General features: G+C 69.0%; 13 protein-coding genes. 5 read left to right on the forward strand and 8 right to left on the reverse strand.

The annotated features are described in order from the left end of the window. Positions 1–5: 5 nt before the first annotated feature. Together ACWGIC_RS20170 and ACWGIC_RS20175 are read right to left on the reverse strand one after the other, a co-directional pair. Positions 6–1,433 carry an LCP family glycopolymer transferase gene (locus tag ACWGIC_RS20170; protein WP_452077463.1) on the reverse strand — a complete coding sequence of 476 codons (1,428 nt, stop codon included), beginning with the start codon at positions 1,431–1,433 and terminating at the stop codon, positions 6–8. 64 nt (positions 1,434–1,497) lie between these two features. Continuing rightward, on the reverse strand, positions 1,498–3,036 hold the full coding sequence (locus ACWGIC_RS20175) for an LCP family protein (RefSeq protein WP_452077464.1): 1,539 nt from the start codon (positions 3,034–3,036) through the stop codon (positions 1,498–1,500). A gap of 116 nt (positions 3,037–3,152) precedes the next feature. Here ACWGIC_RS20175 and rfbB point away from each other — a divergent pair, with 116 nt between their 5' ends. Together rfbB and rfbD are read left to right on the forward strand one after the other, a co-directional pair. Beyond that, positions 3,153–4,145, forward strand: a complete 993-nt coding sequence (gene rfbB, locus ACWGIC_RS20180; RefSeq protein WP_452077465.1) for a dTDP-glucose 4,6-dehydratase — start codon at positions 3,153–3,155, stop codon at positions 4,143–4,145. Between the two features lie 29 nt (positions 4,146–4,174). Beyond that, entirely contained in the window at positions 4,175–5,059 is an 885-nt protein-coding gene (gene rfbD, locus ACWGIC_RS20185; RefSeq protein WP_452077466.1) for a dTDP-4-dehydrorhamnose reductase, read from the forward strand. A 372-nt stretch (positions 5,060–5,431) separates the two neighbouring features. Here the strand turns inward: rfbD and ACWGIC_RS20190 are convergent, their stop codons facing one another. From ACWGIC_RS20190 to ACWGIC_RS20200, 3 genes are read right to left on the reverse strand one after another with little or no spacing between them, the layout of a single operon-like run. After that, on the reverse strand, positions 5,432–6,517 hold the full coding sequence (locus ACWGIC_RS20190) for a glycosyltransferase family 4 protein (RefSeq protein WP_451995502.1): 1,086 nt from the start codon (positions 6,515–6,517) through the stop codon (positions 5,432–5,434). Continuing rightward, positions 6,510–9,023 (reverse strand): glycosyltransferase, encoded by a 2,514-nt coding sequence (locus tag ACWGIC_RS20195; RefSeq protein WP_452077467.1) that lies wholly within the window; start codon positions 9,021–9,023, stop codon positions 6,510–6,512. Before ACWGIC_RS20195 ends, ACWGIC_RS20190 begins: the two co-directional genes overlap by 8 nt. Positions 9,024–9,054: 31 nt before the next feature. Next, complete coding sequence (locus ACWGIC_RS20200) at positions 9,055–9,981, reverse strand: glycosyltransferase family 2 protein (protein WP_452077468.1); 927 nt, start codon at positions 9,979–9,981, stop codon at positions 9,055–9,057. Positions 9,982–9,999: 18 nt separating this feature from the next. On the opposite strand from ACWGIC_RS20200, the gene ACWGIC_RS20205 reads away from it, so the two are divergent. Next, entirely contained in the window at positions 10,000–11,085 is a 1,086-nt protein-coding gene (locus ACWGIC_RS20205; RefSeq protein WP_452077469.1) for a glycosyltransferase family 4 protein, read from the forward strand. A gap of 297 nt (positions 11,086–11,382) precedes the next feature. Continuing rightward, entirely contained in the window at positions 11,383–12,513 is a 1,131-nt protein-coding gene (locus ACWGIC_RS20210; protein WP_452077496.1) for a glycosyltransferase family 4 protein, read from the forward strand. Here the strand turns inward: ACWGIC_RS20210 and ACWGIC_RS20215 are convergent. From ACWGIC_RS20215 to ACWGIC_RS20225, 3 genes are read right to left on the reverse strand one after another with little or no spacing between them, the layout of a single operon-like run. After that, the gene (locus ACWGIC_RS20215; RefSeq protein ID WP_452077470.1) at positions 12,510–13,484 is read right to left on the reverse strand and encodes an amidohydrolase family protein; all 975 of its coding nucleotides are present in this window, start codon (positions 13,482–13,484) and stop codon (positions 12,510–12,512) included. The two genes, ACWGIC_RS20210 and ACWGIC_RS20215, sit on opposite strands and share 4 nt — an antisense overlap. A 46-nt stretch (positions 13,485–13,530) precedes the next feature. Continuing rightward, complete coding sequence (locus tag ACWGIC_RS20220; protein ID WP_452077471.1) at positions 13,531–13,860, reverse strand: hypothetical protein; 330 nt, start codon at positions 13,858–13,860, stop codon at positions 13,531–13,533. Positions 13,861–13,886: 26 nt separating this feature from the next. Beyond that, positions 13,887–14,531, reverse strand: a complete 645-nt coding sequence (locus ACWGIC_RS20225; RefSeq protein WP_452077472.1) for an SRPBCC family protein — start codon at positions 14,529–14,531, stop codon at positions 13,887–13,889. Positions 14,532–14,665: 134 nt separating this feature from the next. Here ACWGIC_RS20225 and ACWGIC_RS20230 point away from each other — a divergent pair, with 134 nt between their 5' ends. Beyond that, entirely contained in the window at positions 14,666–15,301 is a 636-nt protein-coding gene (locus ACWGIC_RS20230) for a TetR/AcrR family transcriptional regulator (protein WP_452077473.1), read from the forward strand. Positions 15,302–15,353: the final 52 nt, after the last annotated feature.

Consider the following 15,353-nt stretch of genomic DNA (forward strand, 5'->3'; position numbering starts at 1 on the left):
CGGCGTCAGTCGACGCAGGGCACGCCCGGGATTCCGGAATCCAGGCCCTGCAGCGCTCCTGCCGCCGCGCCGCCCCCGGTGCCTCCGGGGCTCCCGCGTCCGGCCAGTCCCGCCACGAACTTCTGTACCGCGGCCGGGTCGACCTCCACGATGCTCTGCCCGTCCTCGCTGCGGCCGTTCGTGGTGATCACCGGGATCGTCGCGAAGGTCAGGTCGCCGGACGCGACGCCCTTGACCTGCTGGGCGAATTCGAGCACGTCGAGGCTGTCGTCGAGGACGAACGACCGGTGCACCGCGTCCATCAAGCTGTTCAGCGTGCTCGGATTGGTGAGGGTGCCCGCGGACAGCACCTTGCGCATCGCCGAGGACAGGAACGCCTGCTGCCGCTTGATCCGGTCGAGGTCGCCGTTCGGCAGGTTCTTGCGCTGGCGCACGAAGGACAGCGCTTCGCCGCCGCTCACCGTCTGCACGCCGCGGCGGAAGTTCGCCCCGGAGTCCTTGTCCGACGTCGCGTGGTTGAGGCACACCGGCACGCCGCCGACCGCCTCGGTGATCAGGTAGAACCCGAGCAGGTTGACCTCGGCGTAGTGGTCGATCCGCGCTTGGGTGAGGTCCTGCACGGTCTGGACCAGCGCCCGTCGCCCGGCGGCGTCCGAATCGCGCGCGATCTTCGCCTGGTCGTGCTCGCCCTGCGCGCGTTCCTCCTGCTCGGCGTGTGCCTTGGCGACGCCGTACGCGGAGTTGATCTTCGCTCTGCCACGGCCCGGCACGTCGACCCAGCTGTCGCGCGGGATCGAGACCGCGGACGCCTTGCCGCCGTTCTTCGGGATCCGCAGCAGGATGATGGTGTCGGTGTTGATCCCGGCCTTGTCCTCGGTGCGCAACGACTTCAGCATGCTCAGCGGGAGCGGGTTGCCCTGTTGGTCAGTGCGCGCGTCACTGCCGACGAGCAGGATGTCGGTGCCGCCGTCGTCGGCGGGCGGGGCCGGGGGCTCGCCCGCGCGCGGCGTGAGAACGTCGGCGGTCGCGACGTTGTCCTGCAGTTTGTCCTTGGTGACGTACGCGTAGCCCGTGCCGCTCAGTGCGAGCAGGGAGACCAGGCCGATCGCGACGCGGCGGGTGATCCGGGTGGCCCGGCCAGAGCGGCGCTGCGATTCCTCCGGCGGTGCTGGGTGAGAGGGCTGGGGGAGGTCGACGCGTGGGTGCGGCGAGGGCTTCCACTCGGAAGAGTCTTCGTCGGCGCTGGCGTCGCCCTCGGTAACCGGCTCGGCTTCGTCGGTGGCGGTGTCCTCGGCCGGTTCGTCGGCGACCGGTTCCGCGGCAGCGTGCTTCGGCCCCGTGGTTCCGTTGGATTCCCGGTCCGAGGCGTCAGAAACCGCCGGACTGTCGGCGGAATCCGCCGTCCGGTCCGGTTTGTCCTGGTTTTCGCTCACCCCGGCTACCTCCCCGCTCACCAGCGTACGGCCTGCGGCGCGCCGACACGCTGGGTACTCGACTCTAGTTGACGCAGGGAACATCGCCCGCCGTGATCAGCGGTGCGGGTGAGTTCGAGGAGCTGGCCGTAGGCGGCCCGGACGGGGAAGACGCGGGCGGTGCCGCGGGAGGTGCCGAGGACGTGGTGGACGACGCGCTGGCGGCGTTCCGGGCGTCCTTGCCGAGGATCACCCGGACGTGCCCGGCGGCGACATCGGCGTCCGGCTCGGCCTGCGCGCTGTTGCCGAGCGCCTGGCGGACCAGATCGGCGGCGGCCTCGTCCGACGGGTGGTAGCGCAGCACGGTCGTCGCGCGGTTGGACAGTTTCGTGCTCGTGCCGAGCTGGAAACCCTTGCCCTGCAACAGACTCCGCAGCTGGTCGGCGGCACCCGAGCCGGAGCCGTCGAACAGTTCGACGGTGATCTGCCCGGCCCCGGGCAGCGGCGCGTCGCTGGGGGGCGGCGTACTGCCGTCGGAGGTCAGCCGGTCGATCTCGGCGTGGACCTTCACCGGGTCGACCCGCAGCACGTCAGCACCGCCCATGACCGCGTTGCCCTCGGTGGGGATGGTGTGGAATTCGACGTTTCCGCCGGTCAGCCCGCGCATCTGCTCCACGAACTCGGCCAGGTCCCAGCCCGCGGACAGCACCACGGACTTCTTCACCGCCTCGATGAGCTGCGCGATCCGCACCGGGTTGGCCAGCACCTCGGACGACAGCACCTTGCTCGCCAGCCCGGACAGGAACGCCTGCTGCCGCCCGATCCGGTCGAGGTCGCCGTTCTGCAGGCCGTAGCGCTGCCGGACGAACGCGAGCGCCTGCACGCCCTCGATGGTCTGCTTCCCGGCGGGCAGGTCGACGCCCGACTTCTTTTCCTTCACCGGGTTCTTGAGGCACACCTGCACACCGCCGATGGCCTTCGTGACCTCGTAGAAGCTGGCCAGGTTGACCTCGGCGTAGCGGTCGATCATGCCTGGTTTGCCGATGAACTTCTCGAGCGTCGCGACGAGGTTCTTGCGCCCGGCGAGCTTGGCCTTCTCGTCGACGTCCTTGAGGTCGGCGTTGCCCTTGGCCTGCAGCGACTTGGCGGTGTCGTTGTAGGCGTAGACGTACGCGCTGTTCAGCTTGTGCTTGCCGAAGCCGCCGGTGATTTCGACGTAGGAGTCACGGGGGAAGGAGATGGCGATCGCGCGCTCCCCGTTCTGCGGGATGTGCACGAGGATCATCGTGTCGGTCTGCTTCTCGCCGTCGGATTCGCCGGCGTGCAGCATGTCGAGCACCTCGCGGGGCAGCGGGTTGCCCTGCGCGTCGGTGCGGCTGTCCTGTCCGACCAGGAGGATGTCGACGGCCCCGTCGAGCGGTTTCGCGTGCGGCTGCTGTTCGCCGAAGATCGCCGTGGTGGAGAAGCCGGACTGCGGGTCGCCGATGAACTGCCAGCCGTACCAGGTCAGCGCCAGCACGATCACGGACACGACGGACAGCAGGATCTTCCCGCTTCGCCGCAGCACGACGACCACGCCGCGACCGCGGTGCACCGGCAGCGGCGTCCCCGGCCATTCGGCCACTGTTCCTCCCCAGGATGCCCGCGCGTTTCGCGCTTTACGGAACTCTACCGACTCTGGCGTTAGCCACCCGTAGGCTGGTGGCGAGATTGCCCGGTCGGGCGGAAGGGTGGATGAGGATGCGGGTCCTGGTCACGGGCGGTGCCGGGTTCATCGGTTCGCACTATGTTCGGCAGGCGTTGTCGGGGGCGTATCCGACGCTGGCCGACGCCGAGGTCGTGGTGCTCGACAAGCTCACCTACGCGGGCAACGAGGCGAACCTGGCCCCGGTCGCCGACAGCCCGCGGCTGCGCTTCGTGCGCGGCGACATCTGCGACACCGAGCAGGTCACCGAGCTGATGCGCGGTATCGACCTGGTCGTCCACTTCGCCGCGGAGTCCCATGTGGACCGCTCGATCCTCGGTTCGGCGGACTTCGTGCTCACCAACGTGCTCGGCACGCAGACGTTGCTGCAGGCCGCACTGGAGGCGCAGGTCGGGAAGTTCGTGCACGTCTCGACGGACGAGGTGTACGGGTCCATCCAGGACGGTTCGTGGTCGGAAGACCACGTACTGGAGCCGAATTCGCCGTACTCGGCCTCGAAGGCTTCGTCGGATTTGATCGCGCGCTCGTACTTCCGCACGCACGGCTTGCCGGTGTGCGTCACGCGGTGCTCGAACAACTACGGCCCGTACCAGTTCCCGGAAAAGGTCATCCCGCTTTTCGCGACGAACCTGCTGGACGGCAAGAAGGTCCCGCTGTACGGCGATGGCCTGAACATCCGGGACTGGCTGCACGTGGACGACCACTGCCACGGAATCCAGCTGGTCGCCGACGGCGGCCGCCCCGGCGAGATCTACAACATCGGCGGCGGCACCGAGCTGACCAACCGGGAACTGACCGAACGCCTCCTCGCGGCGGCCGGCGTCGGCTGGGAAATGGTCGAACCCGTGGCCGACCGCAAGGGCCACGACCGGCGGTACTCGGTCGACATCGCGAAGATCAGCGGTGAACTCGGTTACGCTCCGCGGGTGTCGTTCGAGGACGGTTTGGCGGAGACAGTGCGCTGGTACGCCGACAACCGGTCGTGGTGGGAGCCGCTGAAGGCCCGCGCCGCTCTCGGCACGTCCTGAAAACCCTTGTCGTAGTAGGAGGTGCGCCGGTGCGGCTGGCAGTGCTCGTGCCCGGCGGTTCTGGTCAGCTCGGCCGGGACCTGGTGAATTCCGCGGGCCCGGAGACGGAGGTGCTCGCGCCTTCGTCGGCGGAGCTGGATGTCACGGCTACTGGTCAGGTGATCAGTGCGGTCGGGGAGCTGGCTGAGCGGGCTGCCGCTGCTGGTGCGATGCCGGTGGTGATCAACGCCGCGGCGTACACGGCGGTTGATGCCGCGGAGACTGACGAAGCTCGGGCTTTCGCGGTCAATGTGGACGGACCGCGGGTCCTGGCTGCGGCTTGTACTTCGCGGCGGATCCCGTTGATTCATATCTCTACGGATTATGTTTTTCCCGGGGACGGGGATCGTCCGTATGAGGTGGACGACGCTCTCGGGCCGAAGAACGCGTATGGGCGGACTAAGGCTGCTGGCGAGGACGCGGTTCTGGGGTCTGGGGCGTCGGCTTGGGTGGTGCGGACCAGCTGGGTTTATGGGAAGACTGGGGCGAACTTCGTCGAGACGATCCGGCGGCTGGAGTCGGAACGGGATCAGTTGTCTGTAGTGGACGACCAGGTAGGTGCACCTACCTGGTCGGCCGATCTGGCCCGAGGCATATGGGAGCTGGCCGAGGCTGTTGCCTCCGGCCGGGGCCCTGCGGGGAAGGTCCTGCACTGCACCGGCGGCGGCGAGACTTCCTGGTACGGATTCGCCCGGGCGATCTTTGAAGAGATCGGCGCTGACCCCACGAGGGTCAAACCCTGCACCACCGAGGAATTCCCCCGCCCGGCGGCCCGGCCCGCTTATTCTTTGCTCTCCAACGCCTCGTGGCGAGACGCAGGACTGACTCCCCTGAGGGATTGGCGTGCGGCTTTAAACTCGTACATCCACGCCTAAAACCAGAGAAAGCGCCAGCCCCCTCCCTGCACCCCGATACGAAGCCAAAACGCAGTCTGGGCCATCTTGTCAAGGTACTCTTTCCAGCCTTGACAAGATGGGCCAGACTGTAGTCACAATTCCGGCTTCGGGGTGCCTTTCTCCGTGGTCTTTCCCCGGCTACGCCGAGTTTCCCCGGCTACGCCGGGGTTTTGCTGAGGTGGCCCCACCCCGATTATTTCATTGTCACTACGGTCTGAGGTGGTTTGTCAAGGCGGGAAAGAGTACCTTGACAAACCACCTCAGACCGCGTGCTCGGCGGGGATCGGGGTTGCGGAGAGGGGCTGGGTGGTTGCCCGGTTTATGTTTATAGGCGGCGGTTCTTATGCCGATTTACGCTTCAGTCGCCTGGCGATATGCATCTAGCGTGCGTAGTGCGGTGTTGTGCCAGGTGAAGCTGGCCGCGTGGGTTCGGCGGGCTGTAGAGGTGGCTAGGCCGTGGGGGTCAGTGACGGCTTGGCGTAGGGCTTCTGCCAGGCCGTCTACGTCGTCATAGGGAACCAGCGTCGCGCAGTCGCCTGCTACCTCGCGCAGTGCTGGGATATCCGTGCAGACGACTGGAACATCCGAAGCCATCGCTTCCAGCACCGGCAGGCCGAAGCCTTCATCCCGCGACGGCAGGACGAGCGCAGCGGCACCAGCCACCACTGTCCGAAGGTCTACATCGGACAGATAGCCGGTCTGCCCGGACCGCGGCAGCCGAGGAAACGGTCCAGGGCCAGCGAATACCAACGGCGGCAGGTCCGGCGCGGCGGCATGCGCCGCAGCCAGCCAATCCAATCCCTTACGAGGCCCAGCCGCCCCTGCGAACAACAGATACTTCTCCGGCAACCGCAGCTTCGCCCGTACCCCGTCATCCGGCGGCCGGGCGGTGAACCAAGCCGGGTTCACCCCGAGCGGAGTGGCGATGATCTTGGAGCGATCAACATCCAGCTTCTCCGCAACAGAATCTGCCACAGCCTCAGTCGGCGTACAAACGACATTCGCCCGATGCGCTCCCCGCCGGACCAACTCCGGCAGGGTCCGGTCCGAGTGCGCCAACTCTTGGGGAGCGTCGATAAAAGCCAAGTCGTGAATAGTCAAAACCGCAGCCGCCCGGAGACGGCCGGGAAGGACGAAGTTCGTCCCATGCACCACATCCGTCGGTCCGGCGAACAGCTCCACCGGAGGCAACTGGGTACGCAGCCAGGTAGCCCGCAAAAGCCGCGCGGACACCGGCATCCCCCGAGCCTGCACCCCATGCGGCAGCACATGCCGCAACTTCCGCCAGCCCCGCAAGGTAAACGCGACCGCGCGAAGGTCCACTTCGGACATCGAAGCCAGTTCTTCGCTCAACGCGGCCGTGTACCGGCCAATCCCGGTCCGGGAGCCAAGCAGGGGAGTGCCGTCTAGCAGGACGCGCAGCGGACGATCAGCCACGGCGCAACCGCTCCCGCGCCACCTTCGTGACCCGTCCCGCTGCTCGCTTCGCCAGCTCGCCCGGCCCGCCGGCGGCGAGGTATTCTCGCACCAGGGCCAAATCCCGCCGTACCATCGCGGTGCCGCGCACGGGATCGCTGACGGTCAGGTCCGCGCCGCCGGGCAGCCGGTCCGCGGCCGGTCGTGGGTTCCGGCAGAACTCCACCAGCGGTTTCAGCGCCTCCGGCCACGCGTACCGCTGCGCGACCACCCGGATCCGCTCGACGCAAGCGTCGGCGAATTCGCGGTCGTACAAGGACTTCTCCAGCGCGTCGGCCAAGGCTTCGACATCCTCGGCGGGTACGACGACGCCGAGGTTTTCCGCGCGGACCAGGTCGGCGAACGCGTCACCGTCGGTCGTCACGATCGGCAGGCCAGCCCACAGGTAGTCGAGCACCCGGGTCCGGAAAGCGAAGGTCGTCTCGACGTGTTCGTAATGCGTGGTGACACCGCAATCGGCGTCGAGCAGCCAGTTCTGCCGGTCCGAATACGGGACCCACTGCTCGTTGAAGAAGACGTTCTTGTCCGTGAGGCCCAGCGAATCCGCGAGCCGCACGGTCCGGGCGCCGATGTCCATCTCGGCGACCTCGGGGTTCGGGTGCTTCATGCCGAGGAACACGAGACGGGCGTCGTCGTGGCGGTGGCGCAGCACGTCGAAGGCGCGGATCAGGGTCAGCGGGTCGAACCAGCTGTAGACGCCGCCCGCCCACAGGACGACCCGGTCGGATTCGCCGATGCCCAAAGCGGAACGCAGGCCCGGGCCGGTGCGCGTCGGGGCTTGCGGGGAGAGGCCGAACGGGACGACGGCGAGCAGCGACTGGGTGGTCGGGTCGGCGTCGTAAAGCCGCGGGGACAACCGGCCGAGCGCGGCGAGGTGGCCCAGCCAGAAGTGCCGCTGGCGTTCGGAGGCGCAGAGGAAGAAGTCGGCCCGTTCGAGCTGGGCGTCCAGAACCCTGGTGACGCCGGCGAGGTCGAGCGCGCGCTGGTCGTCGGGGGCGTCCTTGCCCTGTTCCAGCAGCTCCAGGTGCATCGGGTCGTACACGTCGGCGACGACGATCTTGTGCTCGTGCTGCTTCTTCAGCGACGGCGCCAGCTCCAGCACGTGCCCCTGCAGGATCACGACGTCCGCCCATTCGATCGGGCCGTCGAGGTCGCGGTGCTTGCCCGAGCTGATCTGGAAGGCCGCGGGCGGAGGCGAGACGTGCGGGTTGGTGGTGATCAGGTGCACGTCGTGCTCGGCCGACAGCGTCGAGGCGATGTTCCACGCCCGGATCGCCGGACCGGCCATCCGCTCGGTGATCGAATCGCCAGTGAGCACAAGGATCTTGCGACGCTGGCCGAACACGTCCTTGATGCCGAACGCTTCGACGAGGATTTCGTGCGCCCGCAGATAGTCCGGCAGCGGGTACGCGGGCTCAAGTGCCTTGCGCAGCAAGGGAAGCAGGTCGGCGTCGGTGCGCACGCGCGCGGCCTGCTCGATCGCGCGGGACTCCGCCAGCGAAGGCATCATCTCCACGAACCGGTCCACCGCCAGCACTCCGGCGAGCGTGGTGCGCGGGACCGCGACCTCCGAGGTGTCGACCGGGCCGACACCCTTCTCCAAGTCCAGCTGATCCGGATCGATGCCGCCGCGTGCGGTCGCCCGGCGGACGGCCAGCGCGAGTGCCGCGGGCAGCGCGCGGGCCAGCGACTCGTCGGAGAGGTTCTTGTACAGCGCGGCCAGTGCGTTGCGTTCCAGCAGGAAGGTTTCGCGGCCGGTGTCCGGTGCGTCGACGGCGGCCATCGTGCCGTGATGCCGGTGGTAGGTGAGCGATTCCGGCACGTAGCGGACGCGCCAGCCGCGCAGGTTGAGCCGCCAGCCGAGGTCGACGTCCTCGTAGAACATGAAGAAGCGCTCGTCGAAGCCGCCGAGTTCGGCGAACACCGACGCGCGCACGAACAGCGCCGAGCCGGTGCCGAAGAGGACGTCCTTGGCCACGTCGTGCTCGGCCTCGGGCACGTCGGCGAGCGGGCTGCCGGCGTGCCGCTTGTAGCCCATGCCGAACCAGGTCAGACCCGCGTCCACGAAATCGGTGCCGGTGCCGTCCCAGTCGAGGACCTTGCTCGCCACCGCGGCGACGGTCGGCTGCGCGCGCAGTTCGGCGACAGCCGCGGAGACCCACGCCGGGGCGGGGCGCGCGTCGTTGTTGAGGAAGCCGAGGACGGTGCCGTTCGCGTGCTGCGCGCCGAGGTTGCAGCCGCCCGCGAACCCGGTGTTGACCGGCGATTCGATGAGCTGCACGTCCGGCACCGCGGCGCGGATGCGGGCCGCGTCGTCGCCGCCGGAAGCGTTGTCGACGCAGATCAGCTCGACATTCGCGTAATCCAGGTCGGTTCGCAGCGCCCGCAGGCAGGTGATGGTGTCGTCGGCGCCGCGGTAGTTCACCACGATCACCGAGACGAGCGGTTGCGGGTCCCCCACTGCCAAGACGAGCTCCTCCGTCGAATTTGCGCCCAGCTTAAAGGCCAGCCCAGGCATCCCAGATCGCGCCTCGGCCCAGCGCCGAGATCCGGCTCACGCGACCGCGTTCCCGCAGCGTGCGGGGGAGCCGGAGAAAAACCTCCGCCAGCACCCGCAAGCGCAGCGCCGGGTCGAAGTTCGCCGCGTCCGGGCGGCGGCGCAGCGGCAGCAAAGCGGTGATCGCGGCGAAGCGCGCCAGCTCCCGGATTGCGACTTTCGTAGGGGCGCAGCGCACCAGCATGAGCAGGCGGTTGCGTTCGTTCCACCGGTGAAACAACGGTGAGCCGGGGTTCGTGCTGGCCCCGTGCAGGTGCTGGACGCGTGCCTTCGGTGCGGCGGCGACGTGCCATCCGGCCAGCCGCAGCCGCCACGCGGTGTCGGTGTCCTCGTAGTAACAGAAGAAGCTCGCCGGGACCCCGCCGACCGCGCGCACGGCCTCCGTACGCAGCAGCGCGGCACCGCCGCAGAAGCCGAAGACCTCGTCGCTGGGTTCGGTGAGGTCAGCGCCGTGACCGTCGGCGGTCAGCCGGACGCCGGTGGACTGCGTGCTGCCGTCGGGCAGTTCGAGCCGCGACGTGACGGCAGCGGCCAGCGGCTGGCTGTCGAGGGTGTCTTCGAGGTTGGCGAGCCAGTCCGGCTCCGGGGCGGCGTCGTCGTTGAGCCAGGCGACCCGCGGGGTGTCGATGAGGTTCAGCGCGTGCGCCATCGCCCCGGCGTATCCGGTGTTGCGCCGCAGCCGAAGCACCTCCGGACGGCTGGGGTGCGCGGCCAGAATCGTTGCGGTGCCGTCGGTTGAGGCGTTGTCCACCACGAGTGTCCTATGTGGACGGTCCTGGGCGGCGAGCGCGTCGAGGCACGCGGCGAGGTGGTCTGCCCCACGCCAGGTCACCACGACGACGGTGGTGCCGGAGTCCGCGCTGGTCACCTGGGAGAGAATAGCGGCGTGCCCGAACTGGTCGTGATCGCCGAGCAACTGCTCGCGCCCGTTCCGGGTGGCACCGGCCGGTACACCGCCGAACTGCTGCCCGCGCTCGCCCGCACCGCGCCGCCCGGCTGGACCGTGTCCAGCGTGGTCGCGCGGCACGCGGACGTGTCCGCGGCCCGGATCGACGGCGTCGAAGGACCTCGCGTGCTGCCGCTGCCGCCACGGGCGCTGGTCGCGCTGTGGCAACTGGGCCTGCGCTGGTGGCCGGGCGGTGACGCGGTGCACGCGCCGACCCCGTTCGCACCGCCCCGTGCCCCGGCTGGCCGAACACTGACCGTCACCGTGCATGACACAGTGCCGTGGACGCACCCGGAAACCCTGACCGCGCGCGGCGTCAGCTGGCACCGGTCGATGATCGCGCGGGCCGCGCGGCGGTCGTCCGGGCTGATCGTGCCGACTCGCGCGGTCGCCGACGAGCTGGCGGTGCTGCTGGAGGTGGACGTTCCGGTGCGGGTCGTGCCGCACGGGGTGACCGTTCCGGAGGGGGCGGCGAACCTCGACCTGCCGTCGCGCTACGTGCTGGCGGTCGGCACGATCGAACCGCGCAAAGGCATGGACGTGCTGGTCGACGCGGTGGCGCAGCTCGACGGCACGGACGAGGTCGGCGACGTCGGCCTCGTGCTCGCCGGCCAGCCCGGCTGGGGCGGGATCGACCCGGTGCGGCTGGCGACCGACCGCGGCCTGAAATCGGTGCGCGTGCTGGGGAAGGTGACCGACGCGCAACTGGCGACGGCGATGCGCGGCGCGAGCGTGCTGGCGATGCCGAGCCTCGCCGAGGGCTTCGGGCTGCCGCTGCTGGAAGCGATGGCGATCGGGGTGCCGGTGGTGCACACGGACGTCCCGGCGCTGGTCGAGGTGTCCGGCGGGGCGGGGCTGGTGGTGCCGCGGGGCGACCCGGACGCGCTGGCGCGGGCGCTGAAGGAGGTGCTGCTGTCGCCGGACAAGGCGGCGGAGCTGTCGAAGCTCGGGCGCGAGCGGGCGCGGACGTTCACCTGGCGGGCGGCGGCCGAGGCGGTGTGGGCGGCGCATCGGCGGTCGAGCTGACCGCTGGTTGCGGTCGAGCTGGCGGCGGGTCGGCTGGGCTGGGCCGGTGGCGGCTGGGCCGGATCTCGGGCGGCTGGACTGGCGGCCGAAGCGCGGCCGAGCCGGAGGGTGGCGGCCCAGTCAGCAATCGGGCTGACGGGTTCGGACAGCGATCGAACTGACACGGTCGAGTGAACCCAGACGGGTGAGTGCAGGTGGGCGAGGGGTGCCGGGACCGGAGTTGACGGCAGTTTGCCGGTTCCTGACCTGTGCGGTGGGTGATCGCCGTACGCTGCACTCGTGACCGGTGATCCCCGTGTGCTGATCGACGCGACCGCGGTGCCCGCGGATCGGGGTGGGGTCGGTCGTTACGTGGACTCGCTCGTCGGCGCGCTGGACCAGGACGGGGCCCGGCTGACGGTGGTCTGCCAGCCGCGCGACCTGCCGCTCTACAACCAGCTCGCGCCCGGTTCCCGGATCGTCGCCGCGTCGCCCGCGACCTCGACCCGCACGGCTCGGCTGACCTGGGAACAAGCCACCCTTCCCCGGCTCGTGCGCCGCCTTGCCGCCGACGTCGTGCACTCTCCGCACTACACGATGCCGCTCGCCAGCGGGGCCGCTTCGGTGGTCACGCTGCACGATGCGACGTTCTTCACCGACGCTGTCCTGCACTCGTCGGTCAAGGCCCGGTTCTTCCGCGCTTGGACCGCCACGGCGCTGCGCCGGGCGACACTCTGCGTAGTTCCCAGTCACGCGACAGCGGTAGAACTGGCTCGGGTGAGCCCAGTCCGGCGGGCGGAGTTGGAGATCATCCACCACGGCGTCGACAGCGAACGCTTCCATCCGCCCGCCCCGGAGGAGATCGCGGCGGCGCGGAAGGCGATCGGGCTCGGCGCGACGCCGTACATCGCGTTCCTCGGGGCGCTCGAACCGCGGAAAAACGTGCCCGCGCTGATCCGCGGCTACGCCCGCGCGGTCGCCGGGCAGCGGGACGCTCCGGCGCTCGTGCTCGCCGGCCAGCCCGGCTGGGACACCCAGGTGGAGCGTGCGCTGGACGCGGTGCCGCACCGGCTTCGCGTGATCCGCGCGGGTTATCTGCCGTTCGGCACGCTCGCCGGATTCCTCGGCGGCGCGGAACTGGTGGCGTATCCGAGCCTCGGCGAAGGCTTCGGGCTGCCGGTGCTGGAAGCGATGGCCTGCGGTGCCGCGGTGCTGACCACGCGCCGGCTTTCCCTGCCGGAGGTCGGCGGCGACGCGGTGGCGTACTGCGGTGTCGGAGCGGGCGACGTCGCCGCGGCGCTGACGGAACTGCTGGCCGATCCGTCGCGTCGTTCAGTGCTGGCTTCCGCGGCGCAGCGGCGCGCCAAGGAATTCTCGTGGACGACAACGGCGGATCGGCACCGCGAGGCTTACGGAAAAGCCTGGCATCAGCATTTGCGCAATCGTTAACGGAGGCCGTAAAGGGCTTCCGCGTTGGCGTGCGCGATCTTTTCCCGGTCCTCCTGGTTCGGCAATTTCTCCAGGAATTCGGTGATGGCCGCGGCGTGGAGCTGATGGAACGGATAATCGCCGGAGAGCAGGATCCGGTCTGCGGTCGTGTATTCGAGTGCGTTGCGCAGCATTCGGGGGACGAGCATTCCGCTGGTCGCCAGGTGGATGTTTGTGCGGAAATACTCGGAGACGCGCCGTTCGAGATGCGGGGCCGAGTGCGACAGGCTGTCGATGCGGTCGAGTGCGAAGAGGACCACCTCGCCCCAGTGGCCGAGGACGACCTGCAGATCCGGGTGGCGGTCGAATGTTCCGCGCAGGATCAGCCGGATGACCGCGAGCCCGGCCTCGTAGTGCCAGCCGAGACCGTACGTGGCGAGCGCGAGGTCGAGATCCGGGCTGAACCCGCTGTAGGCGGCCTGCCGCACCGGCTCCACCGGGATCTGCGGGTGGACGAACACCGGCCGCCCGAGCGCGGCGGCTGCGCCGAGCAGTTCGTCGTACGCGGGATCGTCGAGGGGGCGATCGCCGCTGCGGCCGTACGACATGATCCCGACGTGCGCCGGATCGTTCGCGGTGCGGTGCAGTTCGGCGACTGCCGCGTCCGGATCGGACATCGGCAGCGTCGTCATGGCCCGGAAGCGCTCGGGGTGCTTCGCGACGGCCTCGCTGACGAGGTCGTTCGCCTCGCGGCTCAGTTCGATGCCTTGCGGGGCCGGGCATCCGTGCGTTCCCGGCGGCGCGATCGAGAGGATCTGGACGTCGATGCCCGCCTCGTCCATCCACGCGACGCGCTGGTCGCCGATGTCGAGCAGCCGCTGCGGGAGGTCGCCCCGGTCGTTCAACGCGATGCTCGGATCGCCGGATCTGGTACGCAGCATCCGGTCGATGCCGGGGGTGGTCCAGTGCTCCTCGACGGCGACGGTTTTCATCGGCCTCCTCGTTTTGAGCTGCTGATTTCGAGGTTACCAGTTTCGGTTAACGCAGTTTGGGCGTTGCGCGGAGGTGGTGTGCGATAGCGACCGCGACTCCGCTCGCCACAAAGAATGCGGTGACCGCCGGATTCATGGATTTAGACAAACTGGGCGCGCTTTCCGGACTTAACGCCCAGAGTGCGAGTACTCCGAGATAAACCGCGGCCAGTCCGGCGGACCACCAGCGCAGAGCGGGCGGCTGAGACCTGCGCAGGCTGGAGACGACGAGCGCGATCAACGGGATCCCGGAAAGCAGCGCGAACTGCCCGAGGACGAGGACGGGGACGGACCAGGCGGTGAGCAGGACGGGCAGCGAGGCGCGGGACGTGGTCATCGGGATTCTCCTTTGCTGGGCGGTGTTCAGTGGTGGCAGTGGGCTTCGGCGGCGGTCTTCAGATCGGCGAGCCAGAGGTCCAGCCCCGGAGCCAGGTACTTGATCGCGGTGGCCGGGTCGGCCTCGATTTGCTGGCCGGTCCAGCTTTCTTCGGTGCGGACGATGACCCCGCCTCGCACCGGGACGAAATTCCAGACGTGCGTTCCCTTGTCGATCCGCAGGCCCTGCCCGATCGCGGGCCCGGACCACCGGACGCACTGGCCGGGCTTGACCTGGTGGACGGTCGACGTGATGACCAGCGTGGTGGGCGGCGTCGAGGGCGTGGCCGGAGCGGGCGTGGTCCAGCGGAACTGCGAACCGGGATGCAGCCGGCCGGGATCGAGGCGCTTCATGCTCGTGACCGGCTTCTGCCAGTACGGCCAGCTTTCGACATTGGTGTGCAGCCGCCACACCGTGCTCAGCGGGGCCTTGATGAAGGTTTCCGCGCGGTGGTGGAGCTGAGCGTTCGGGTCGATGCCTTTGCCCTGGCAAGTCAGGGAGCCGGGGGCGGGGTGCGTGGAGGCGGCTTGGGCGGGCGCGGCACCGAGCAGTCCGGCGGCGATCGGGAGGGTGAGCAAGGCGGCGCGCAGGCTGCGACGGCGAGGCGAGGTGCGCGGCGTGGTGTCCGACATCGGTGAACTCCATTAGTGTTAGTTAGTACCATTAACTCTGGTTAAGACCATATAGGCGCGCGAGGGTGAACGTCAATAGCGGAAGTGAAGGGGCTTAACTACACTGAGCGGAGAGGAACGAAGGGGAACGGCCGATGACCGAACAGGCACCGCGGGAGCGCTACCGCGAGCAGGTGCGCGAGGAGATCAAGCAGTACGCGCGGGAACAGATCGCCGAGGCGGGGCTCCCGGCGTTGTCGCTGACCGCGATCGCCAAGCGGATGAGCATGACCGTGCCCGCGTTGTACCGGTACTACCGCGGCCGGGACGAGCTGATCACCGCGTTGATCCGGGACGCGTTCCGGAGCCTTGCCGACACCGTCCGCGCGGCGGCGGATTCCGGGGCGGACCTGATGGCGCTGGCGCACGTCATCCGGGACTGGGCCAAGGCTGATCCGCAGCGCTACTTCCTCATCTACGGCACGCCGGTGCCCGGCTACCACGCGCCGCCGGACACGACGGCGATCTCCAACGAGGTCATGGAAGTCCTGATCGAGGCGAACGCGGGCAGGGGAGAACCGGAGCCGAAGACGTCCTTCCACGTGCACCTGGAAACCCATCGCGAATGGGTGGACAGCGACACCGTCGGTACCGGTGCGGTGCGGCGCGCGCTGTCCTTCTGGACCCGGCTGCACGGCGTGCTGTCCCTCGAACTGGCCGGCCACTTCGAGGGGATGAAGTTCGACCCCGGCCTGTTGATCGACGACGAACTGGCTGAGCTGAAGGCGTGAGCGAGAGTCACCGCGGGTGATCGGTTCGGTGGGCTGACGTAGCCGTCCGTGA

Source organism: Amycolatopsis sp. NPDC054798 (genome assembly GCF_053611505.1).